The organism is Pseudomonas sp. S30 (genome assembly GCF_016518545.1).
Taxonomy (GTDB): Bacteria; Pseudomonadota; Gammaproteobacteria; order Pseudomonadales; family Pseudomonadaceae; genus Aquipseudomonas.
In genome coordinates this window covers 114,239-134,918 of record NZ_JACVTO010000010.1, presented here as the reverse complement: position 1 = coordinate 134,918, position 20,680 = coordinate 114,239, and the positions used below count along the sequence as shown (strand labels likewise).

Genomic DNA, 20,680 nt, shown 5'->3' with positions numbered 1-20,680 from the left:
ATCATCCATATTCATCAGTCGCTTTTCCTTGCTCCAGAGTCCTTGCATTAGATGATTTCTTCCTGCCATCTCGTCGATCGGTTATTAGAAGGGCTGGAATTCGACGCCAGCCTGTTCCATGTGGGCCGCTATTGCGGTGGCTGGCATGCCAGCACCCAGGGCATGGGTCGCGCCAGCTTCCACCTGGTGGTCCAGGGCCACTGTTGGCTGCACCTGGACTCACAGCCCGAGCCTGTGCGCCTGGACAGCGGCGATGCCGTGTTCCTGCTGCGCGATGTCCCCTATCGCCTGTCCGGCGCTGCAGATGCGGCTGAAGCCTGTGTACAGCCTCGACGCGAGATGCAGGCTCTGGACCCCGATGCGCACGATGGCGTGGGCCTGGTGTGCGGCTTCTTCCAGTTCCAGTCAGGGTTGTCGTCGTTGATCGTCGAAGGGCTGGCCGACTGCATGCTGCTGCGTGCCGAGGATCCGGCCGGCAGCGCTGCACGGGCATTGTTCGAGCTGATCCTGCAGGAATGCCGGCGCTTGCCCGCGCCCTCCCAGACCCTGCTAGAGCGGTTGTCGCACCTGCTGTTCCTGTACGCGCTGCGCCAGCATGGCCAGGACGACGCATCGCTGGGCGGCCTCATCGCCCTGGCCCGTCAGGCCAACTTCGCCGAGCTGCTGGAACGCCTGATCGAAGACCCTGGCCAGGCCTGGACCCTGGAGCGAATGGCCGCCTGCACCGGGCTTTCCCGCTCGGCGTTCTTCAAACGCTTCAACGAGCTGGCGGGCCAGTCACCGGGCCACGTGCTGCTGGCGCTGCGAATGCGCCATGCCTGCCGCTTATTGCGCGGCGGCGAAACCGTGGAGCAGGTGGGCGCGCAGGCGGGTTATCAGTCGGTGGCGGCCTTCACCAGAGCTTTCGCCAAGACGGTGGGGGTGCAGCCGGGCGCCTACCGCAAGCAACATGAGATAAAGGGCGCTGATCGCCCGGCCCACCTGTGACGCTCGACTTTGGTCGTAGGCAGTGAATAAAACAGATATCGACAGCTTAGCCATGTTTTCGCCGCTGTTACCCTTGTTAATGCTGAAAAACGACTGAAGACAACCTGCGACAATCTGTCTCGAAGTAAAATGTACTAACTTGTTAATTAGCTTGCTAAGGGCTTAAACTTCGCCTATTCCCTCTGCGAGATCCCTGGCATGACTGACACACCCCGCGCCCGTGGCGCCTCAACCTTCATCGTGATCGGACTGGGCGTGGTCATCGCCCTGCTCGGCCTGCTCCTGGCCGCCGGCGGCATCAAGCTGGTCGGTCTGGGCGGTTCCTGGTACTTCCTGGTCGGTGGTGCCCTCATGGCACTCGCCGGCCTGCTGATCGCGCGGCGCAAACCCAGTGGCGCCTGGCTGTACGCCGCGTTCCTGATCGGCACCGCCGTCTGGGCACTGGCCGACGTCGGCCTGGTGTTCTGGCCACTGTTCTCGCGGCTGTTCATGTTCGCGGTGATCGGTCTGGTGGTGGCGCTCATCTACCCCTGGCTGGTCAGCGCCAGCGGCGCTCGCCCAGGGCGCGGAGCCTTCGGCGTGGCGGCCGTGCTGGGCGTGGCGGTGGTGATCGCCGCGGGCAACATGTTCGTCGCCCACCCCAGCGTCGCCCCGACCGGCACGGGACCGGGACTCACGGCGGTCAAGCCGGGCACCGAGCAGAAGGACTGGGCCCACTACGGCAACACCGAAGGCGGCAGCCGTTTCGCAGCCCTCGATCAGATCAACCGCAACAACGTCGACCAGCTCAAGGTGGCCTGGACCTACCACACTGGTGACGTGGCCTACAGCGACGGTAACGGCGCCGAAGACCAGCTCACCCCCCTGCAGGTCGGCGACAAGGTGTTCATCTGCACCCCGCACAACAACCTGATCGCACTGGATGCCGACACCGGCAAGCAGCTGTGGAAGAACGAGATCAACGCCCAGTCCAAGGTCTGGCAGCGTTGCCGCGGTATGGCTTACTTCGATGCCAGCGCACCGGTCGCTCAGCCGACCCAGCCTGACAGCACGCCGGTCACCGTCGCCAGCGTGCCGGCCGGCGCCAACTGCCAGCGTCGCCTGCTGACCAACACCATCGACGCCCGCCTGATCGCGGTGGACGCCGACACCGGTGCGTTCTGCGAGGGCTTCGGCGATCACGGCCAGGTCGACCTCAAGGCCGGCCTGGGCGATGTGCCGGACTCCTACTACCAACTGTCCTCGGCCCCGTTGATGGCCGGCACCACCGTGGTGGTGGGTGGTCGCGTGGCCGACAACGTCCAGACCGACATGCCCGGCGGCGTACTGCGCGGCTTCGACGTGATCACCGGCCAGATGCGCTGGGCGTTCGACCCCGGCAATCCACAGGACCGCGTGGCCCCGGCAGACGGCAGCACCTACGTGCGCAGCACCCCGAACAGCTGGGCGCCGATGTCCTACGATCCGGCGATGAACACGGTGTTCCTGCCCATGGGCTCGTCCTCCACCGACATCTACGGCGTGGAGCGCAGCAAGCTCGACCACACCTACGGCGCCTCGGTGCTGGCCCTGGACGCCACCACCGGCAACCAGAAATGGGTCTACCAGACCGTGCACAACGACCTCTGGGACTTCGATCTGCCCATGCAGCCAAGCCTGATCGACTTCACCAAGGACGACGGCAGCACCGTGCCCGCCGTGGTGATCGGCACCAAGGCCGGGCAGATCTACGTGCTGGACCGCGCCACCGGCAAGCCGCTGACCCAGGTCGACGACGTCCCGGTCAAGCCGAGCAACATCCCCAACGAGCCTTACTCCCCGACCCAGCCCAGGTCGGTCGGCATGCCGCAGATCGGCGCCCAGACCTTGACCGAAGCGGACATGTGGGGCGCCACCCCCTATGACCAGCTGCTGTGCCGCATCGACTTCAAGAAGATGCGCTACGACGGCCTCTACACGGCGCCGGGCACCGACCTGTCGCTGAGCTTCCCCGGCTCGCTGGGCGGCATGAACTGGGGCAGCCTGTCCACCGATCCGGTGCATGGCTTCATCTTCGTCAACGACATGCGACTGGGCCTGTGGATCCAGATGATTCCCTCGCAGAACAAAGGCCAGGCGGCCTCCGGCGGTGAATCGCTGAACACTGGCATGGGCGCGGTACCGCTCAAGGGCACACCCTATGCCGTGAACAAGAACCGCTTCCTGTCGGTGGCCGGCATTCCGTGCCAGGCCCCGCCCTATGGCACGCTGACCGCCATCGACATGAAAACTCGCCAGATCGCCTGGCAGGTGCCGGTCGGCACGGTGGAAGACACTGGCCCTCTGGGCATCCGCATGCACCTGCCGATCAAGATCGGTCTGCCGACCCTCGGCGGCACGCTGTCGACCCAGGGCGGGCTGGTGTTCATCGCAGGTACGCAGGATTTCTACCTGCGCGCCTACGACAGCAGCAATGGCAACGAAATCTGGAAAGCACGGCTGCCGGTGGGTAGCCAGGGTGGGCCAATGACCTACGTGTCGCCCAAGACCGGCAAACAGTACGTGGTGATCACCGCCGGCGGCGCTCGCCAATCCACTGACCGTGGTGACTACGTCATCTCCTACGCGTTGCCGTAGGTCGCGTCGCCCCTTGGCGGAGGCATCGCAGCCCCGAACCGTTGCTGCGATGCCTCCGCCAAAGGCCCCTCCAGACTACCCGAGAAACCGCAATGCAACCCGCACTTCGCCTCACCCCCAGCCTGCTGCTGGCCCTGGCCAGCACCTCGGCGCTGGCTGCCGACGACCTGCTCACCCGCCCCACCCTCACTGGCGACTGGGGTGGCCTGCGCAGCCAGCTCGAAGCCCAGGGCATCCGCTTCACCGGCGACTACAGCGGCGAGACCGCCTACAACGCCCATGGCGGCCTGCATCGCTCGGCACGCTATTCGCAGAACCTCAAGTTCGGCGCGCAGTTCGACCTGTCCAGGCTCTACGGCCTGGACAACGGCGGCAAGGTTCAGCTGACCATCAACGACCGGCGCGGCAACAGCGCCTCGGCGGACCTGGTGGGCAACCGCCTGCCGATCCAGGAAAACTACGGCGGCCTGTACACTCGCCTGACCGAACTGAGCTACGAGCGCAGCCTGTTCACACCGGCCCTGAACCTGAAGCTCGGCTACATGGCCATGGGCAACGACCTGGGCGGGCTGGACAGCGGCATCCTGTGCAATTTCATGAACGCCGGCTTCTGCGGTCACCCGCTGAACATGTCAGGCGGCAGCGGCTGGACCAACTACCCGAACGCGCACCTGGGCGCGCGGATCAAGTACGACTTCTCGCCGGCCTGGCAACTGCGCGTGGCGGCGTTCAACGTCGATCCGCAGAGCAACGGCAACCCCAGTCGCGCCTGGCACCTGGGCCCCAAGCACACCACCGGTACGGTGCTGCCGGTCGAGCTGGTGTACAGGCTGCATGCCGAGCTGCCGGGTGAATACAAGGTGGGCTATTACTACGACAGCTCCAACGTCAAGCGCATCGGCAGCGACCGTGAAGTGGCCGGACGCGGCGGCCACTACCTGTTGATCGACCAGGCCCTGTGGAACGATCCCAGCTCGGCGGGGCGCAGCCTGCACGCCTTCGGCCAGTACTCGGCCTCGAGCAAGGCCGCCTCGCCGTTCACCCGCTGGTACGGTGCCGGGGTGGTGCTGTACAAGCCGTTCGAAGGCCGCCCGCGAGACACCCTGGCGCTGGGCTACGGCCGCGCCGTGCCCAACCCGCGCAGCCGCGACGTGCTGCAAGCCTCGGCCCTCGAGGCGGGCGCCGACTTCCCCGACCTGGACAGCGCCGAGCAGTTGATCGAGCTGAGCTATGGCTACCAGGCCACGCCCTGGCTGAGCTTGCGCCCGGATGTGCAGTACATCGTCGAGCCCGGCGCATTTTCCGGCAAGGCGATCGACGATGCGCTGATCGTCGGTCTGCAGGTCAGGGCCAGCTTCTGAGGCCTCACCCAGGTCGCGGTCAGCCGTCACCGAGCAGGTCGTGGGCGTCGAGCAGGCGGAACGCGACCTGCGGGTTGCGCTCCAGACCTCGGCGAATGGCGGCCGGAATCGCCTGCCGGGTCCTGCGGCAAAGGCCCGGCTGAACCTCCAGCTCGATGACGAAGCCGCGCATGGTGCGCACCTCGTTGGCGCCTGGCGCCACACTCACGCGGATGCCCAACTGATCGTACAGCCGCGCTTGCAGGCGCTGCAGGTCCTCCAGGCTTTCCAGATTCTCCAAGCGCTCGATCAGACGCTTCTCCTCATGCCGAGTCAGCAGCAAAATGCGCTGGGCCTGAGGTGGATGCGCGTGCAAGTGCTCGCGCCCGCAATCGCAGGCGCCGGGCGGACAGGGTTGACGCAAGGGTGGGAGGCTGGACATGGCCACAAGCATAGCGCGTCCAGCGCCAGCGTCATCCCCTGCCGGTCCGTTCAGAGGCTGACGCCCAATGCCTGGCGCACACCCTCGCCGCGTGTGTCGTCGGCATCGCTGACCAGCGCGAAGTTGTACGCCCCCCGGGACCAATAGCGCGCCTCGAGTGCACCGTCTACCCGCTGACCGCTGGGCATCGTACGGTAGTGAGCCCCCGGCGAGCGCATGAATAGGCTGATGCGCTCACCCCGCTCATCCTGGAACACCAGCAGCGCCGCCGGACCGTCCTCGTTGGCCAGTAGGCGCGCGCCCACCGGTTCGAAGCCGTAGCGGCTCAGGTCCGGTAGTTGGCCCACGCGCGCGAAGTGGCTGCCCAGCCAGCGCTGCAGTTGCGTGGCATCACTGGCCTGGATATCCAGGCCGTTGGCCTCGGCGAACAGCTTGTGCGCCTGCACGGCATCGGCCATCGGCAGCGTCCCGGCGTACAGCGTCGACTCGCGCGCCTGCCAGCCGCCCACCCCGCCCATGCCCAGGGCAAGCAGGAGCACCGCAGCCGAGGCGAGTCGGCGCCGGCGCCGCTGAGCGAGGCGACGGCGCAGCGGTAGCAGGTCCAGCTGCGGGTCATGGGGCCGCTCCCCTAGCCCCGCCAGCGCCGCGCGCAACCGTCGAGCGTCCAGGCGCCAGGCTTCGAGCCGCATGGCCTGTTCTGGATTGGCCGCCAGCCAGGCCTGCACCTCGGTCCGCCGCTGCGCCGGCAGGCGCTCGTCGACGTAGGCGTGCAGCTCATGCTCGGTCGGAATCAGGCGCGTCATTTGAGTCTCCGCAAGGTTGGGGCAGCGGGCTTGCCCTCGGTCAGTTCGCGCAAGGCGGTGCGCGCGCGCGACAAGCGCGACATCACCGTGCCGATGGGAATGTTCAGCGTCTGGGCGACGTCCTTGTAGCTCAGGCCCTCCACGCTGACCAGCAACAGCAGCGCACGCTGCTCGCTCGGCAACCGGGCGAAGGCCTGCAGGTCGGCCTGGGCCATCACGATGTGCGCGGTGTCGCAGCCCAGCGGTTCTTCCGCTTCGCCACTGCGACCGAACCAGCCGAGCCAACGCGCGTGCAGGCGCTCGCGGCGCTTGCCGTCGAGGAACAGCCGATACAGGATGGTGAACAGCCAGGCCCGTCGATCCTCACTTTCGCGCCGCTGGCCGCCGCGGGCCAAGGCACGCTCGGCGGTGGCCTGGACCAGGTCGTCGGCAGCCGCGCTGTCGCGGGTCAGCGACAAGGCGAAGCGGCGCAGCCGTTGCAGCAGCTCGCGCCATTGTCGTTCATCCAGGTCGTGCATGTCGGGTCCGCCGCAGGGGCCATGTGTACTCATCAGACGGCCCATGCAGCGATCTATTCCCGGTGCGGGAATAAAAATACGCCCGCTACGTCATACCGGCTCATTCAACGACCCGGAACGTCACCATGAACACTCCCCTGCAAGGCCCGGCCAAGGCCATGCGTCTGGCCGCCATCGGTGTGGCGGTGGTCGCGCTGGGCGCAGGTTTTGCCTACGCCGCCGGCTGGATCGGCCGTCCTGGCCTGACGCCGCAGCGCATCATCGACACCTTCGAAGCCCAGGCGGGCCATCATCCGGGCTACCGCAAGAACCACGCCAAGGGCCTGTGCGTGAGCGGCTGGTTCGAAAGCAGTGGTCAGGCGCAAGCGCTGTCCACCGCGCGTGCATTCAGCCAGGCTCGCGTGCCGGTGATCGGCCGCTTCGCCATCGGTGGCGCCAACCCCCACAGCCCCGACGCCGGCGTGCCCACCCGCAGCCTCGCGGTGCAATTGGCGACCGACGATGGTCAACTGTGGCGTACCGGCATGAACAACCCTCCAGTACTGGCAGTGAGCGATCCGCAGGGTTTCTACGACATGGTGGTGGCCAGCACGCCGGTGCCGGGCACCGGCAAACCCGACCCCGCCAGGCTTCAGGCCTTCTTCGCCGCCCACCCCGAGAGCGCCGCCTTCCGCCAGTGGTCGGCCAGCGCCAAGCCCAGCGACAGCTTCGCCAACACCGACTACAACAGCATCAACGCCTTCTATCTGGTGGACAGCCAAGGCAAGCGCCAGCCGGTGCGCTGGCGGATGGTCGCGCAGACGCCCTTCGCCGCCCTGCCCGCCCAGGTCGAGGACAACCTCTACCTGCAACACGACCTGCAACGCCGCCTGAGCCAGGGACCGCTGCGCTGGACGCTGCGCCTGACCCTGGCCGAAGCCGGCGATGCCGTGGACGACCCCGCCAGCCAGTGGCCAGACACACGTCGCAGCGTGGACGCCGGCACTCTGGTCATCGACAGGGTCGAAGCGCCTGAACAGGGCGCCTGCCGCGATCTGAACTTCGACCCGCTGATCCTGCCTGCTGGCATCGAAGCCTCCGCCGATCCGATCCTGGCCGCGCGCTCGGCCGCTTATTCGGAATCCTTCAACCGCCGCAGCCGGGAAAGCCTCGGCGCAGGAGCGCAACCATGAAACCCAGCGCCTTCCACCCCCTGGCCCGCACCCTGCACTGGCTGATGGCCCTGCTGATCCTGGCCATGCTGTTCATCGGCGTAACGATGGTCACCGACCTCTCGCCCCGCCACCCGCTGTTGATCGAGCTGCACAAGGCCACGGGCCTGGCCCTGCTGGTCCTGGTGGTGCTGCGCATCATCCTGCGCCTGAGCCTGCCGCACCCGCCATTGCCGCGGGACTTGCCGCCCTTGCAGCGCTTCGCGGCGGCAGCGTCGCACCTGGCGCTGTACGGCCTGATGCTGGCCATGCCATTGCTGGGCTGGGCCATGCTGTCGGCCGGCGGCTACCCGCGCCCGCTGCAACTGCCGGCCATCGCACCCCACGACCTGCAACTGTACGCGGTACTGCGTCAGGCCCACGGCTGGGCCGGCTACCTGCTGTTCGCCACGATCCTGGTGCACATCGGTGCGGCGCTGATGCATACACTGGTAAGACGGGACGGCGTGATGCGCAGCATGTGGCCAGGGCCCCTGCGACGTCACCCGTGAAGACCCCAGGGTCGACAGATGTTAGTAATTATTACTAACATCGCCGTCCCCTCTTCACCCATGGATCCTCGGGATGACCGTCATCACGGACGCTGCCGCCACACCACCAGACCCCACACACCCCACACTGGACCTGCGCCCGCTGCTGCTGGCGAACATGGGCTGCACCATGGCGATGATGGCCTTCGTCGTCCTCATCGGCCCCATCGCACGCCTGCTGGGCATGGCCACCTGGCAGGCAGGTGCTGCCGTCACCGTCTCCGGGGTGGTCTGGGTGCTGCTGGCCCGGCCCTGGGGGTTGGCGGGCGGGGCCCGCCCCGCGGGCGGCGGGGGGGCGGGGGGGGGGGCCGGGGGCGGCCGGGGGGGGGGGGGCCCCGGCCCGGGGGGGGGGGCCGCCGACCGGCTGGGTCGGCGGCGAGTGCTGCTGCTGGGCAGCGCAGGCTTCACCGTCGCGTACTGGGTACTGTGCCTGTTCGTCGAGGGCGCGCTGCGCCTGCTGCCCAGCGCCACCCTGGCGTTCGTCGGCCTGATGTTCGCGCGCGGCCTCATAGGCGCTTTCTATGCCGCGCTGCCGGTGGCCGGCAATGCCCTGATCGCCGACCATGTCGCGCCCGAACGGCGTGCGCAATCCATGGCCTTGCTGGGGGCTGCCAACGCGGTGGGCCTGGTGCTCGGGCCGGCGCTGGCAGCACTGCTGGCGCGCCACAGCCTCAGCCTGCCGTTCTTCGTGCTGTCAGTGCTGCCAGCCAGTGCCTTCGTGGTGCTGCTGCTCAAGCTCAAGCCCGCAGCGCTGCCTCAGCATCACGCCCCCAGCGCGGTGCGCCTGGGCGACCGGCGCCTGCGTCGCCCGCTGCTGGTGGCATTCAGTGCCATGCTCAGCGTAACCGTGTCGCAGATAACCGTAGGGTTCTTCGCCCTGGATCGCCTGAACTTGAACAGCACCGATGCCGCCCAGGCCGCCGGCATCGCACTGACGGCCGTGGGCGTGGCACTGATCGGCTCTCAACTGGCACTGCGCCGCTTGCAGTGGCCACCCCTGAGGATGATTCGCGTGGGTGCCAGCCTCAGCGCGCTGGGCTTCGCCTGTGCAGCACTGGCCACTACCGCTCCCGTGCTATGGCTGTGTTTCTTCATTGCCGCCGCCGGCATGGGCTTGGTCTTCCCCGCCTTCTCGGCACTGGCCGCCAACGCCATGCAGGCCAGCGAACAGGGCGCCACCGCCGGCTCGATCAGCGCAGCGCAGGGCATGGGCGCGGTGGTCGGGCCACTGGCCGGCACCCTGGTCTATGCAGTCGATCCACGCCTGCCGTTCCTGGCGGTGGCGGTGCTACTGCTGGCGGTCGGCCTGTGGCCGGCGCCCCCGGCTACAGCGGACTGACGAGCACAGCGCGCTGCCGATCAGAGTGTGTTCTAATGCGCTGCCCATTATTTCTGACACCTCCGATCACTCACTTCACAAGGCGGCTATGGACACGGGGACACGACTCAAACTGGTGCGTGAACGCAACAACCTCTCCCAGCGCGAGCTGGCCCGGCGCAGCGGCCTGACCAACTCGACCATCTCGCAGATCGAGCAGAATCGCGTCAGTCCTTCGGTCAGTTCCTTGAAGAAGCTTCTCGAAGGCATCCCCATGAGCCTGGCGGAGTTCTTCAGCTTCGATGAGCCGGCACGCGAGGAGCGCTACGTGTTCCGCGGCAGCGAGCAGCCGGACCTGGGTCGAAACGGCCTGCGCATGCTACTGGTGGGCGCCAGCGTCGAAGGTCGGCAAATGCGCATGTTGCGTGAGCTGTACGCGCCAGGCGCAGACTCGGGCGAGCCGATCGTCCACGCCGAAGGCGAGGAATGCGGGCTGGTGACACGCGGCACCGTGGAGCTGTGGGTCGATGGTCAGGTCAGCGTACTCAGCGCCGGCGACGGCTACTACATTCCCACCACCCTTCCCCACAGTTTCAAGAATGTCGGCCCCGACGAAGCCGAGATCATCAGCGCCAACACGCCGGCCAATTTCTGACCGACGTCGGTTCGAACAACGCTCGCCGGGCCTCGATACCCTTGATACAAGGCCCGGCGGCGACGGTCACAGGTGGGTGAAGACGGTCTCGGCGGGCAAGCGCGACTTGGTCAGGCCTGCGTTGAAGTCCTCTTCACTACGATAACCCAGGGCCAGCAGCACCACGCTGGTGAAACCTCGTTCGCGCAGGCCCAGTTCGGCGTCCAGCGCCTTGCTGTCGAAGCCTTCGATGGGCGTGGCATCCAGGCCATGGGCGGCCGCACCCAGCAGCGCGGTGCCCAGGGCCAAGTAGGTCTGCTTCTCCATCCAGTGCTGCACATCCTTGAGATCGTAACGGTGCAGGTCCACGTAGCCACGGCGGGTCTGGTCCTGGCCGACACGAGCCTGGTCGTCGCGGAAGCGCCCGTCAGCCGCTTCCTGGTCGAGCACCGCATGCAGGTGAGCTTCGGTCATCTCGGTACGGGTGGCGAACACGATCACGTGGGACGCGTTGAGGATCTTGCCGGTGTTGTAGCTGAAGGCCTCGGTCGCCTTGGCCAGGCGCGCCTTGCCCTCGGCAGTGCCGGCGACCACGAAGTGCCAGGGCTGGGAATTGACCGAGGACGGGCTGTGGCGCAGTTGCTCGAGCAAGGCATCGATCGTGGCCTGGGGGATGACGCGGCTGGCGTCGTAGGCCTTGGTGGTGTAGCGGCGCTTGGCCAGGGTGACGGTATCCATCGGTACTGCTCCAGTCTGGGAAAGGGATGGCAGCTATCTTATCTTTTCTGACAGATAGGAAAACCGGCAGAATGCAGCAACACTTTGCTCACTGGAGTGAAAATGCTGCGCCTCGATGATCTTCACCTGTTCATCCGCTCCAGTGCGCTGGGCAGCTTCACGGCCGCCGCCCTGGAATCCGGTGTCCTGCCCGGCCAGGTCGCCGCGGCGATCAAACGCCTGGAGCGTGAGCTGGACGTGCGCCTGTTCGCTCGCACCACCCGCAGCCTGCGCCTCACCGCCGAAGGCGAGCGCTACCTGCCCACGGCCCACAGCGTGCTGGAAACCCTGCGCCAGGGCCGCGAAAGCCTGCATGGCGATTCCCACGACTTGCGCGGCGTACTCCAGGTTTCTGCGCCCTCGGACGTCGGACGCAACCTGCTGCTGCCATGGCTGGGGGATTTCCGTCGCGAACACCCGGACCTCACCCTGCGCTTTTTCCTTTCCGACGCACTGGCCGACCTCAACCGCGACCCGGTGGACGTCGGCATCCGCTACGGCATCGAAGAGGACGCCAATTACATCGCCCTGCCCCTGGTGCCCTGGAATCGCCGAGTGCTGGTGGCCGCGCCTGCCTATCTGGCACGGCGCGGGCGCCCCCATACCCCCGAGGACCTCAAGCAGCACGACTGCCTGTTGTACCTGCAACAGTCGCGCGTGTTCGATCGCTGGCAACTGGGCGAGCAGACGGTGCAGGTCAAGGGACCGCTGTTCTGCGACGATGCCGACGTGGTGCGGCGTTGGGCCGTGGCCGGCGAAGGCATAGCCTTCAAGTCCTGGCTGGATGTCAGCGCCAATGTCGCGGCCGGGGAGCTGGAAGTATTGATGCCGGACTACCCAGGCGACGTGCGGCCGCTGGTGATGGTCTGTCCGCACCGCAAGCAACTGTCGGCTGCGGTGGCCCGACTGCATCGGTGGTTGCAGGCCCGCTTCGCCGAGCAGTGGCCCTGCGAGGCGGATCACTGCAAGGGCGGATAGACCCACACGTCGTCCACATCGAACGCCGTTTGCGCGACGGACGGGTCGCCTCGGTCCAGACCCGAGGCAAGGGTAATTCAGGTGCAGGCGCACCGGCTGGAGACTGAAGTATTCGACAGGCGACAACGCCTTCACGAATTGCCTGGATCGCCTTCGTCGGTCCGATCGGCCACAAGAGTGCACAGACGTTCTAAGCACGCCCCGTGCGACTGCGCTACGCTTGAGCTCTTTTTCCCAGGCCGGCCCCATGAGCAACTGGATCGATCTCAGACAGGACGCCGATACCGGTATCGAATCGGTCCGGGCCCACTTCGTCGGCCACGCCTACGACCCGCACTGGCACGACAGCTTCCTGGTGGGTGTCACCGAACAAGGCGTGCAACAGTTCAACTGCAGACGGGTCCGCCATAGCAGCACCCCTGGGCAGGTCTTCCTGCTCGAACCGGGCGACCTGCACGACGGCCACGCACCGACACAGGACGGATTCACCTACTGCACCCTGTACCTGGACAGCCAATGGCTGGAGAATCAGCTGCACGCACTGTTCGAGCGCGCCCCGTCCGGCTGCCTGCCAGCCTTCGCCGACACCCTGTGCAGCGACCCGCGACTGGCCACTGCCACGGCCCACGCATTCCAGGCCATGCATGGCGGCGAACTGCGCATCGTCCGGCAGACGGCCATGGACGACCTGCTGGCTTGCCTCACCGGTCACCTGCACTGGCGCAGGAGGCTGAACCCCGACCCCCGGCTGCCGATCACCGCCCAGCGGGCGCGGGACTACCTGCACGCGCACCTGGACCAGGACATCGGCCTGAGCGACCTCGCCCAGGCGTGTGCCGTCGATCGCTACCGCCTGACCCGCGCCTTCAAGGCCGCTTTCGGCCTGGCACCCCATGCCTACCTGATCCAGTTGCGCCTGACCCGCGCGCGGCACCTGCTGGCTCGCGGCCGCACGCCCAGCGAAGTGGCCATGGCCCTGGGTTTCGCCGACCAGAGCCATCTGGGTCGCTGGTTCCGTCGGGCCTATCGGCTGACGCCCGCCGATTACCGGCGACGCTGCTCAAACCTTCCAGACTGAAGTCGGCCGGGCAGCACAGCATGGGGCCTGTCAATCAAGGAACCCTCCCATGTCGTCGTCATTGTTGCCCTTCGCCCTCTTCGCCCTGGTGGCCAGTATCAGTCCCGGACCGACCAACCTGCTGATTCTCGCCCACGGTGCGCACAACGGCTTGCGCGCCAGCGTGCTGCAGATCCTGGCGGCCTGTTCGGCGGCTGCCGGAATCGTCTGGCTGGTAGGGCTGGGGCTGGGCGACCTGCTGTTGCGCCACCCCCTGGCGCAGCAAGCGATGGGCTGGGCCGGGGCGTTGTGGCTGAGCCTGCTGGCCTGGCGACTGTTCAAGGCCGCCGGCGAGCCGGTGAGCGCTTCGGCGCAGCGACACCTGAGCGCCGCGAGTGCCGCAGCGCTGCAACTGGTCAACCCCAAGGTGTGGTTGATGGCGGTGGCCGTGATCGGGGTGTTCGCCACGCCACGAACACCGGTCTGGCAACTGGCGCTGGTGTTCCTGCTCATCGCCCTGCCCTGCCTTGGCGCCTGGGCCCTGCTGGGCGTGGGCAGTACACGCTGGCTCGGCACTGGCTCGGCCTCGCGGCGCTTCAATCAGCTGCTGGCTGCGCTGCTGATGGTCTCGACCTGGTGGGCAGTGCTCGGCTGAGGCTCACGGCACAGTGGAGGTCGCTGCCTGACGGAAACGCCCGGTGCTGGCCAGGGCGATCACCAGGCCGCCCACCGCCACCGCACCGCCCACCAGGCCGATGTACGCCACACCCAGCTGGCTGCTGACGATACTGCCGAGCAAGGCACCGCCGCCGATGCCGATGTTGTAGATACCGGAAAACAGCGCCATGGCCACATCGGTGGCGTCGGACGCCAGCTTCAAGGTCTTGGACTGCAGCGCCAGGCTGAAACTCAGGATCGCCACCCCCCAGAACAGGCTGAGCACGGCGAACGCGGTGAAGCTGCCCGACACGGGCAGGAGCAGCAACAGGCACAGGGCCAGGCAGCCGATGGAGCCGAGCAGGAAGCCCTGGGGGAAGCGCTCGCTGTAGCGACTGAACAGCACGGAGCCGAACAGCCCGGCGCCGCCGAACAGCAACAGCACCAGGGTCGTGCGCTCACCGCTGATCTGCGCCACGTGCAGCGCGAATGGCTCGATGTAGCTGTAGGCGGTGAACTGCGCGGTGATCACCAGGGTGACCAGCAGGTAGGTGATGACCAATGCCGGACGGCGGAACAGGATCGGCAGGCTGCGCAGCGAGCCCGAGTTCTGGCTGGGCAGCAAGGGCAGCGACTTCATCAGGCACAGCATGGTCGCCAGGGCGACGGCCGCGATGCTCAGGAAGGTCACCCGCCAGCCCAACGCCTCGCCGACCACACGCCCCAGCGGAATGCCCAGCACCATCGCCAGGGTCGTGCCGGTGGCCAACAACCCCAGCGCCTTGGCCTGCTTGCCCGCCGGCGCCACCCGTACCGCCAGCGAGGCGGTGATGGCCCAGAACACGGCATGTGACAGCGCGATACCGATGCGACTGACCAGCAACATGGCGAAGCTCTGCGCCAGCCAGGACATCAGGTGGCTGACGATGAACACCGCGAACACCAGCAACAGCAGGCGTCGTCGCTCGACGTTACGGGTGACCAGCATCAACGGCAGCGATGCCAGGGCTACCACCCAGGCATAGATGGTCAGCATCAGGCCGACCTGCGCAGTGGTCATGTCGAAACTGCGACCGATGTCGCTGAGCAATGCCACCGGCACGAACTCGGTGGTATTGAAGATGAAGGCCGCCAAGGCCAGCGCGATCACGCTCAGCCAGCTGCCGCCGCCCGCCGGAGGTGGCAGGGATTCAGGTAGGGGTGCATTCATCGAGGCCACTGCATTCTCCGCAGGCAAAGCGATAGGACGCGCGCAGGCGGCCTGGGTTCAGGCCGCCTGTGCACGGTTTTTCTTGTTAGGGGAATGAGGCACATGGTACGCGCGGTCGGCGAGTGTCACAACCGCGCGGCACGGCAAGTGGCCATCGGCCGCCCTTGGCGTCAGGGACCAGCCAGCGATGGCGGCTGGATCAGGCCTTCAGCGTGGCCATGTCGATGACGAAGCGGTACTTCACGTCACCCTTGTGCATGCGCTCGAACGCTTCGTTGATGTGACGGATGTCGAGCATCTCGATGTCGCAGGTGATGCCGTGCTCGGCGCAGAAATCCAGCACTTCCTGGGTTTCGGCGATGCCACCGATCAACGAACCGGCCACTACCCGACGCTTGAGCACCAGGTTGGCCGCATGCACGGGAGGCTCGATCGGCTCGATCAGGCCGACCAGGATGTGCACGCCGTCGAACTTGAGGGTTTCCAGGTAGGGGTTCAGGTCGTGCTGCACCGGAATGGTGTCGAGCAGGAAATCGAACCGCCCGGCCGCCTCGCGCATCTGCGCAGGGTCGGTGGACACGATCACCTGGTCGGCGCCCTGGCGGCGCGCTTCGTCGGCCTTGGCCTGGGAGCGGGTGAACACCGTGACCTCGGCGCCCAGCGCCTTGGCGAACTTGATGCCCATGTGGCCCAGGCCACCCATGCCCAGCACGCCGACCTTGTGGCCAGGCCCGACGCCGTGGTGCTTGAGCGGCGAGTAGGTGGTGATGCCGGCGCAGAGAATCGGCGCAGCGCTGGGCAGATCGAGCCCTTCAGGCATGCGCAGGACGAAGGCCTCGCTGACCACGATGCTGCTGGAGTAGCCGCCCATGGTGTTGCTGCCATCGACGCGGTCAGGCGTGGCGTAGGTCATGGTCGGACCTTCCAGGCAGTACTGCTCCAGGTCCTTGTGGCAGGCTTCGCACTGGCGGCACGAGTCGACCATGCAGCCCACCCCGACCAGGTCGCCGACTGTGTACTTGCCAGCCTTTTCGCCCACTGCGGTGACGCGACCGACGATCTCATGCCCTGGCATCAGCGGGTAGACGGCGATGCCCCATTCATTGCGGGCCTGGTGCAGGTCCGAGTGGCACACGCCGCAGTAGAGAATCTCGATGGCGACGTCGTCGGGGCGCAGCGCGCGACGCTGGAAGGTCATGGGCGCCAGCGGCGCGGTGGAAGACTGGGCGGCATAGCCGATGGCCGTATACATGCTCTGGACCTCGCGAATTGAAACGATTCAGGCGAACCATTGTGCGCACCTCGGCGCGCCAGGACCATCGTGAATTCTCCGGCATCGATGCCCGATTCTCCGAACGTTGCCCCAGCCACCTGGCGCCAGCCTGTCAATCTGCGATCATTGCACTGTCTGATTCTCTGCCTGCGAACCGCCATGCACCTCACCCAACATGTTGATGCCAATGCCCGCCTGTGCACCCTGATCCGTGCGCTGGCCTCGCGCCCCGGCTTCGTCGCCACGCACCTGCCCCAGGTGCGCGTGCTGTCGTGGGACCACTACGTGGCCAGCAGCCCGCAGATCTACGAGCCCAGCCTGATCGTCCTGGCCCAGGGCAGCAAACTGGCGCGCCTGGGTCCGCGCACCCTGGAATATGGCGCCGGACACTACCTGATCCAGGCCCTCTCGGTGCCGTTCATGTGCGAAACCTTCGCCACCTCCCAGGCGCCGATGCTCGGGGTGGCGGTGGACATCGACCGGACCGTGCTGGGCGAGCTGGTGCAGCAGATGGCCCTGCCACCCGATCCGGGCGTGCAGGTGCAGACGCCCCAGTCGATGAGTTCCGCCGCCCTGGATGCGGCCATGCGTGCCAGCGTCGAGCAACTGCTCGAATGCCTGCAGGACCCGCTCGATGCCAAGGTCCTGGGCCCCAGCCGGGTTCGCGAAGTGCTCTACACCGCCCTGCGCGGGCCGCAGGCCGGAGTATTGCGGGCGCTGGTCGAGCAGCAGGGACACTTCGCCCGCATCGGCGCCGCCCTGGCCTACCTGCGCGAGCATTATGCCGAGCCGCTGAGCGTGGAAGCCTTGGCGGGCCTGGCCAACATGAGCGTGTCGACCTTTCACGAGCATTTCAAGCGCAGTACCGACCTGGCGCCGATGCAGTACCTCAAGCGCCTGCGCCTGCTCAAGGCCCAGCAGATGCTCGTTGGCGAGCGCCTGGGTGTCGCCCAGGTGGCTCACCGGGTGGGTTATCAAAGCACCTCGCAGTTCAGCCGCGAGTACAAGCGCCAGTTCGCGCGCAGCCCAGGCGAGGAACTGCCTTACGTCAGCCTGCCCGTCTAGCGAGGGCGAGCAGCTTCAGCGCTGATCCCACGACCACTGCGCCACCGGCGAGTATTGCCCCTTGCGCGACTCGTACAGGCCGAAGCCGCGGGCGATCAGCTGCAAGTGCGGCGGCTCGCTCGCCTCCGGCACCTGGCCGGAGAAATCCCGCGACAGCGTCAGGTGGGCGCGGTAGTCACGGGCAGGCTCGGCGATGCCCAGCGGCAGCAACGCCTGATGCAGGGCGTAGACCAGTCGGCGCAGGTCGGCAGGCGTGTCGGTCGGCTCCAGCACCAGCGCACCGGCACGGCGCCAGACCTGCAAGCGGTCGAGCAGCAGGCGTATGGGCGCCTGGGGATGCACGAGGCCGTCCACTGCGGCGCACAGAGACGGCACTCGAGTGGCATCCACGTCACCGAGGAACAGCAAGGTCACATGGAAGTTGTCCGCGGGCACTGGCTTGCCCGCGCGCAGCTCGAGGTGGCGACGCCACTGGACGAGTGCGCGACGCTGCTGCGGCGCAAGGGCGAGCGCGAAGAACAGTCGTTTGAACGGAGCACCGGTGAGGCGGGCGTCCTGAGCCATGGGAGTCTCCTGGAAACGGGCATGGGGCGGGTATGACGGGGATTCACGGGCATCGAAAGAGCGCCGGAGGCGTTCAGGCAGCGCGTCAGCCATCAGTGAAGTCTGAACAATGCGTGCACATCCCGCTTACGATTGTTTATGCTGGCGGGCTTAGCCATGGCGCATGGCCATTTTATTCGACAAGTAATCGTCCATGAAAATTGCACTCGTACTGATCTTCGTTCTCTCGATCGCCTACGTCCACCTGCGTGGTCGCGTGCGGCACAAGCTCACCCGTCAGCTGGGCGACCACTCCAGCTTCCTGGCCCCGGTCAACAGCTTCCTCTATCTGTTTTCCAAGCACCCGGCCAAGCCTTACCTGCCGGTGGAGGCCTTCCCCGAGCTCGAGCCGTTGAAGGTCCACTGGCGGGAGATCCGTGAGGAAGCCGTGCAGCTGTTGCAAGCCGGCGAGATCAAGAAGTCCGACAACTACGACGACGTCGGCTTCAATTCGTTCTTCAAGACCGGCTGGAAGCGCTTCTATCTCAAGTGGTACGGCGAGAGCCACCCGTCGGCGATGAGCCTCTGCCCGCGCACCACCGCGCTGCTGCAAGGCATCGGCACGGTCAAGGCAGCCATGTTCGCCACCCTGCCCCCAGGCGCCAAGCTGGTGCGCCACCGCGACCCCTATGCCGGATCCTATCGTTACCACCTCGGGCTCGAGACCCCCAACGACGACGGCTGCTACATCGATGTCGATGGCGAAAAGTACTCCTGGCGCGACGGCGAAGCCGTGGTGTTCGATGAAACCTTCATCCACTACGCCGCCAACACCACCGAGCACAACCGGATCATCCTGTTCTGCGACGTCGAACGGCCTTTGAAGTATCGCTGGGCCAGCGCCTTCAATCGCTGGTTCAGCCGCAACGTCATGGCCGCTGCCGCGGCCCCCAACGATGCCAACGACAAGACCGGTGGGATCAATCGCCTGTTCACGCGGATCTACAAGATCCGCGAACGCGGCAAGGCGATGAAGAAGCGCAACCGCACGCGCTACTACCTGGAGAAATGGGCGGTGGTGGCGGCCCTGGTGCTGGTGTTCATCTACATCTGAGCCTCTCAGAGGCTGAAGGGGCGGCGGTGCCCGTTCACCCCGTGCGCTCGCGAGGCGCCCGCACCCTGAAGCGTCGCACCACCAGGTTCCGGTCCTGCAAGGGAAACGCCGGCACAGGGCCGACACGATCAAACCAGGAGCCGAGATTGGCCACCAATATCATCACCCGCGCAGGCCACATCGCCCTCAAGGCCGAGCTCGACCATCTCTGGCACACCTACCGTCCGGAGATCACGCAGAAGGTCACCTGGGCCGCATCCCTTGGCGATCGTAGCGAGAACGCGGATTACCAGTACAACAAGAAGCTGCTGCGCGAAATCGATCGGCGCATTCGCTACCTGCGCAAACGGCTGGAAGACATTCGAGTCGTCGACTATTCCCCCCAGCAGGAAGGTCGCGTGTTCTTCGGCGCATGGGTGGAGATCGTCAACGACGACGATGAGCGCAAGCGATTTCGAATCGTGGGTCACGACGAGATCTACGGCCGCAACGACTACATATCCATCGACTCGCCCATGGCACGGGCGCTGCTGAAGAAACAGGAAGGGGACGAAGCGAGCGTGCAAACGCCCACGGGCGAGGCGCTGTGGTTCATCAAGCGGATCAGCTACGAAGAAGCGAAACCCGTATGATCTGCGAGTACCCGAGGCACTCCACTGCAGCGGCCATTGAGGGAATGATTCAGCGATCGAGAAGATTTTTTCTGCGAATAGCGAAAAAAGATTGACTGGCAAATGATAACGATTATTATTGCACTCAGCAGGTCGCGAGACCGGCTGGATAACCTGGAGTCCTCAGGTCGGACGCTCAGATTATCTCCTCATCAGGCTAATCACGGTTTTTGACCCGGCTTTTTGCCGGGTCATTTTTTTTGGCTCTTCAGGCTAATGAAGAAGGGTTACCGCGTTCATGGCCGCCATGATATCAAAGCCTCGTCAGGCAGTGAATGCACCCGCTGGCAATTTGCGCAAACAGCACTTGAGAATCAATCTCGTTAAGATTAAGCTGATCTGCGCATCAAGGAGGATGCCCCCTCTCCCCTCCCGCGCAAGGAGCTGCCCATGACCCGCCTGCTGCTGCCGTTCGAGCACGATTCCCACGTCACCCACTCGCCTGCCGACGCAGTCCTGGTGTCGGCCTTGAAGCGCCTGCCACGGCGGGTGCAGCAGGTCGTGCTGCTCAACCGCGTGGATCAACTGGACATCGCGCAGATCGCCGAGCGCCTGGACCTGTCCCTGCATGCCATCGAACAGCACTTGCTCCAGGCGCTGCGCGCCTGCTTGACGAGCAGCGCCCACGCGAACCATACGGCCGCCTACTGGTATGTGCATTTGCAGAGCCCGCGCGCGACGACCTGCGAGCGCATCGACTTCCGCCGCTGGCTGGATGCCTCCCCGCAACACCTGCAGGCTTTCAGGGAAACCGAGCTGCGCTGGCGCGAGCTGTCGACGCCGGCATCGCAGCTGGGTGCCAGCGGCTGGCACCGCCACGCACGCGCGGCCTTCACCCTGGGCGGCTGTTCACTGGTGCTGTCGCTGGGCATCGCTGCGGCACTGGCGCTCGGGCTGCTGGCCTGACCCACCCGTCAACGCGTGTCCCCTCCCGCT

Annotated in this window: 21 protein-coding genes; 14 read left to right on the top strand and 7 right to left on the bottom strand. The window is 66.2% G+C overall.

What is annotated here, in order from left to right; translation table 11 throughout:
* The first annotated feature begins 51 nt into the window (after positions 1–51).
* From IAE34_RS13380 to IAE34_RS13370, 3 genes are all read left to right on the top strand, one after another.
* Positions 52–987, top strand: a complete 936-nt coding sequence (locus tag IAE34_RS13380; RefSeq protein ID WP_200139434.1) for an AraC family transcriptional regulator — start codon at positions 52–54, stop codon at positions 985–987.
* A gap of 198 nt (positions 988–1,185) precedes the next feature.
* Positions 1,186–3,603: a glucose/quinate/shikimate family membrane-bound PQQ-dependent dehydrogenase gene (locus tag IAE34_RS13375; protein WP_200139433.1), complete on the top strand. Its 2,418-nt coding sequence runs from the start codon at positions 1,186–1,188 to the stop codon at positions 3,601–3,603.
* A gap of 92 nt (positions 3,604–3,695) precedes the next feature.
* On the top strand, positions 3,696–4,964 hold the full coding sequence (locus tag IAE34_RS13370) for a carbohydrate porin (RefSeq protein ID WP_200139432.1): 1,269 nt from the start codon (positions 3,696–3,698) through the stop codon (positions 4,962–4,964).
* Between the two features lie 19 nt (positions 4,965–4,983).
* Here the strand turns inward: IAE34_RS13370 and IAE34_RS13365 are convergent, their stop codons facing one another.
* Genes IAE34_RS13365 through IAE34_RS13355 form a run of 3 tightly spaced genes read right to left on the bottom strand, consistent with a single transcriptional unit; the run spans position 4,984 to position 6,706 of the window.
* Complete coding sequence (locus IAE34_RS13365; protein WP_200139431.1) at positions 4,984–5,385, bottom strand: hypothetical protein; 402 nt, start codon at positions 5,383–5,385, stop codon at positions 4,984–4,986.
* A gap of 50 nt (positions 5,386–5,435) precedes the next feature.
* On the bottom strand, positions 5,436–6,188 hold the full coding sequence (locus IAE34_RS13360; RefSeq protein WP_200139430.1) for an anti-sigma factor family protein: 753 nt from the start codon (positions 6,186–6,188) through the stop codon (positions 5,436–5,438).
* The gene (locus IAE34_RS13355; RefSeq protein ID WP_200139429.1) at positions 6,185–6,706 is read right to left on the bottom strand and encodes a sigma-70 family RNA polymerase sigma factor; all 522 of its coding nucleotides are present in this window, start codon (positions 6,704–6,706) and stop codon (positions 6,185–6,187) included. Before IAE34_RS13355 ends, IAE34_RS13360 begins: the two co-directional genes overlap by 4 nt.
* A gap of 125 nt (positions 6,707–6,831) precedes the next feature.
* On the opposite strand from IAE34_RS13355, the gene IAE34_RS13350 reads away from it, so the two are divergent.
* The 4 genes from IAE34_RS13350 (at position 6,832) to IAE34_RS13335 (ending at position 10,420) form a co-directional block, all read left to right on the top strand.
* Positions 6,832–7,878, top strand: a complete 1,047-nt coding sequence (locus tag IAE34_RS13350) for a catalase family peroxidase (protein ID WP_200139428.1) — start codon at positions 6,832–6,834, stop codon at positions 7,876–7,878.
* Positions 7,875–8,408, top strand: coding sequence for a cytochrome b (locus tag IAE34_RS13345; protein ID WP_200139427.1), 534 nt, complete (start codon positions 7,875–7,877; stop codon positions 8,406–8,408). Before IAE34_RS13350 ends, IAE34_RS13345 begins: the two co-directional genes overlap by 4 nt.
* A 73-nt stretch (positions 8,409–8,481) precedes the next feature.
* Complete coding sequence (locus IAE34_RS13340; RefSeq protein WP_200139426.1) at positions 8,482–9,786, top strand: MFS transporter; 1,305 nt, start codon at positions 8,482–8,484, stop codon at positions 9,784–9,786.
* An 88-nt stretch (positions 9,787–9,874) separates the two neighbouring features.
* On the top strand, positions 9,875–10,420 hold the full coding sequence (locus IAE34_RS13335) for a cupin domain-containing protein (RefSeq protein ID WP_200139425.1): 546 nt from the start codon (positions 9,875–9,877) through the stop codon (positions 10,418–10,420).
* A 66-nt stretch (positions 10,421–10,486) separates the two neighbouring features.
* On the opposite strand, the gene nfsB is transcribed toward IAE34_RS13335, so the two are convergent.
* On the bottom strand, positions 10,487–11,137 hold the full coding sequence (nfsB, locus tag IAE34_RS13330) for an oxygen-insensitive NAD(P)H nitroreductase (protein WP_200139424.1): 651 nt from the start codon (positions 11,135–11,137) through the stop codon (positions 10,487–10,489).
* 102 nt (positions 11,138–11,239) lie between these two features.
* Here nfsB and IAE34_RS13325 point away from each other — a divergent pair, with 102 nt between their 5' ends.
* The 3 genes from IAE34_RS13325 to IAE34_RS13315 all read left to right on the top strand — a co-directional run bounded on the left by IAE34_RS13325 (position 11,240) and on the right by IAE34_RS13315 (position 13,866).
* The gene (locus IAE34_RS13325) at positions 11,240–12,154 is read left to right on the top strand and encodes a LysR family transcriptional regulator (protein WP_200139423.1); all 915 of its coding nucleotides are present in this window, start codon (positions 11,240–11,242) and stop codon (positions 12,152–12,154) included.
* A 247-nt stretch (positions 12,155–12,401) separates the two neighbouring features.
* Positions 12,402–13,232, top strand: coding sequence for an AraC family transcriptional regulator (locus IAE34_RS13320; RefSeq protein WP_200139422.1), 831 nt, complete (start codon positions 12,402–12,404; stop codon positions 13,230–13,232).
* Positions 13,233–13,281: 49 nt separating this feature from the next.
* Entirely contained in the window at positions 13,282–13,866 is a 585-nt protein-coding gene (locus IAE34_RS13315) for a LysE family translocator (RefSeq protein WP_200139421.1), read from the top strand.
* A gap of 3 nt (positions 13,867–13,869) precedes the next feature.
* Here IAE34_RS13315 and IAE34_RS13310 read toward each other — a convergent pair whose 3' ends face one another.
* Both IAE34_RS13310 and IAE34_RS13305 read right to left on the bottom strand, forming a co-directional pair.
* Complete coding sequence (locus IAE34_RS13310) at positions 13,870–15,078, bottom strand: sugar transporter (RefSeq protein ID WP_200139420.1); 1,209 nt, start codon at positions 15,076–15,078, stop codon at positions 13,870–13,872.
* Between the two features lie 199 nt (positions 15,079–15,277).
* Complete coding sequence (locus IAE34_RS13305) at positions 15,278–16,330, bottom strand: NAD(P)-dependent alcohol dehydrogenase (protein ID WP_200139419.1); 1,053 nt, start codon at positions 16,328–16,330, stop codon at positions 15,278–15,280.
* Between the two features lie 180 nt (positions 16,331–16,510).
* On the opposite strand from IAE34_RS13305, the gene IAE34_RS13300 reads away from it, so the two are divergent.
* Positions 16,511–17,416, top strand: a complete 906-nt coding sequence (locus IAE34_RS13300; RefSeq protein WP_200139418.1) for an AraC family transcriptional regulator — start codon at positions 16,511–16,513, stop codon at positions 17,414–17,416.
* A gap of 15 nt (positions 17,417–17,431) precedes the next feature.
* Here IAE34_RS13300 and thpR read toward each other — a convergent pair whose 3' ends face one another.
* A complete protein-coding gene (thpR, locus tag IAE34_RS13295) occupies positions 17,432–17,980 on the bottom strand; it encodes an RNA 2',3'-cyclic phosphodiesterase (RefSeq protein WP_200139417.1) in 549 nt (182 codons plus the stop codon).
* A 193-nt stretch (positions 17,981–18,173) separates the two neighbouring features.
* Here thpR and lpxO point away from each other — a divergent pair, with 193 nt between their 5' ends.
* The 3 genes from lpxO to IAE34_RS13280 all read left to right on the top strand — a co-directional run bounded on the left by lpxO (position 18,174) and on the right by IAE34_RS13280 (position 20,650).
* Positions 18,174–19,073 carry a lipid A hydroxylase LpxO gene (gene lpxO / locus IAE34_RS13290; protein WP_200139416.1) on the top strand — a complete coding sequence of 300 codons (900 nt, stop codon included), beginning with the start codon at positions 18,174–18,176 and terminating at the stop codon, positions 19,071–19,073.
* A 146-nt stretch (positions 19,074–19,219) separates the two neighbouring features.
* Complete coding sequence (greB, locus tag IAE34_RS13285; protein WP_200139415.1) at positions 19,220–19,705, top strand: transcription elongation factor GreB; 486 nt, start codon at positions 19,220–19,222, stop codon at positions 19,703–19,705.
* A 429-nt stretch (positions 19,706–20,134) separates the two neighbouring features.
* Entirely contained in the window at positions 20,135–20,650 is a 516-nt protein-coding gene (locus IAE34_RS13280) for a DUF4880 domain-containing protein (RefSeq protein WP_200139414.1), read from the top strand.
* Positions 20,651–20,680: the final 30 nt, after the last annotated feature.

Coding starts and splice junctions, on each gene's coding strand:
- IAE34_RS13380 (WP_200139434.1), top strand. CDS start 52: ATGATTTCTTCCTGCCATCTCGTCGATCGGTTATTAGAAGGGCTGGAA.
- IAE34_RS13375 (WP_200139433.1), top strand. CDS start 1,186: ATGACTGACACACCCCGCGCCCGTGGCGCCTCAACCTTCATCGTGATC.
- IAE34_RS13370 (WP_200139432.1), top strand. CDS start 3,696: ATGCAACCCGCACTTCGCCTCACCCCCAGCCTGCTGCTGGCCCTGGCC.
- IAE34_RS13365 (WP_200139431.1), bottom strand. CDS start 5,385: ATGTCCAGCCTCCCACCCTTGCGTCAACCCTGTCCGCCCGGCGCCTGC.
- IAE34_RS13360 (WP_200139430.1), bottom strand. CDS start 6,188: ATGACGCGCCTGATTCCGACCGAGCATGAGCTGCACGCCTACGTCGAC.
- IAE34_RS13355 (WP_200139429.1), bottom strand. CDS start 6,706: ATGCACGACCTGGATGAACGACAATGGCGCGAGCTGCTGCAACGGCTG.
- IAE34_RS13350 (WP_200139428.1), top strand. CDS start 6,832: ATGAACACTCCCCTGCAAGGCCCGGCCAAGGCCATGCGTCTGGCCGCC.
- IAE34_RS13345 (WP_200139427.1), top strand. CDS start 7,875: ATGAAACCCAGCGCCTTCCACCCCCTGGCCCGCACCCTGCACTGGCTG.
- IAE34_RS13340 (WP_200139426.1), top strand. CDS start 8,482: ATGACCGTCATCACGGACGCTGCCGCCACACCACCAGACCCCACACAC.
- IAE34_RS13335 (WP_200139425.1), top strand. CDS start 9,875: ATGGACACGGGGACACGACTCAAACTGGTGCGTGAACGCAACAACCTC.
- nfsB (WP_200139424.1), bottom strand. CDS start 11,137: ATGGATACCGTCACCCTGGCCAAGCGCCGCTACACCACCAAGGCCTAC.
- IAE34_RS13325 (WP_200139423.1), top strand. CDS start 11,240: ATGCTGCGCCTCGATGATCTTCACCTGTTCATCCGCTCCAGTGCGCTG.
- IAE34_RS13320 (WP_200139422.1), top strand. CDS start 12,402: ATGAGCAACTGGATCGATCTCAGACAGGACGCCGATACCGGTATCGAA.
- IAE34_RS13315 (WP_200139421.1), top strand. CDS start 13,282: ATGTCGTCGTCATTGTTGCCCTTCGCCCTCTTCGCCCTGGTGGCCAGT.
- IAE34_RS13310 (WP_200139420.1), bottom strand. CDS start 15,078: ATGAATGCACCCCTACCTGAATCCCTGCCACCTCCGGCGGGCGGCGGC.
- IAE34_RS13305 (WP_200139419.1), bottom strand. CDS start 16,330: ATGTATACGGCCATCGGCTATGCCGCCCAGTCTTCCACCGCGCCGCTG.
- IAE34_RS13300 (WP_200139418.1), top strand. CDS start 16,511: ATGCACCTCACCCAACATGTTGATGCCAATGCCCGCCTGTGCACCCTG.
- thpR (WP_200139417.1), bottom strand. CDS start 17,980: ATGGCTCAGGACGCCCGCCTCACCGGTGCTCCGTTCAAACGACTGTTC.
- lpxO (WP_200139416.1), top strand. CDS start 18,174: ATGAAAATTGCACTCGTACTGATCTTCGTTCTCTCGATCGCCTACGTC.
- IAE34_RS13280 (WP_200139414.1), top strand. CDS start 20,135: ATGACCCGCCTGCTGCTGCCGTTCGAGCACGATTCCCACGTCACCCAC.